This is a genomic window from Ruoffia sp. FAM 24228, from assembly GCF_045528575.1.
In the GTDB taxonomy this organism is placed as follows: Bacteria; Bacillota; Bacilli; order Lactobacillales; family Aerococcaceae; genus Ruoffia; species Ruoffia halotolerans.
This window is the reverse complement of the sequence record NZ_JBGQQZ010000179.1, coordinates 1-255: the sequence shown is the minus strand read 5'-3', so window position 1 is coordinate 255 and position 255 is coordinate 1. Positions and strand designations below refer to the sequence as shown.

Here is a 255-nt window from a genome sequence, read left to right as displayed (position 1 = left end):
ATCGTGCAATTTATCGTGGCGACTTCGATGAGCCTGGTTTATCAACCGGTAATCGAGGCGCTATCCGTAAATTAAGACACAGAGGTAAAACACGCCATTCTAAAAATCACGTAGAGAGAAGAGGAAAAATCCCTATCTCCAATACGATTCATGAACGACCAGATAGCGCTAATGAACGAACTGAGATTGGTCATTGGGAAGCAGATACAGTTGCAGGTCAAACTGGTAAAGCGTGCTTAGTAACGCTAGTTGATA

At 43.1% G+C, this 255-nt stretch carries 1 pseudogene; it reads left to right on the top strand.

What is annotated here, in order from left to right:
• Nucleotides 1–255, top strand: a pseudogene (locus ACEN33_RS12570) (IS30 family transposase); the annotation flags it as partial.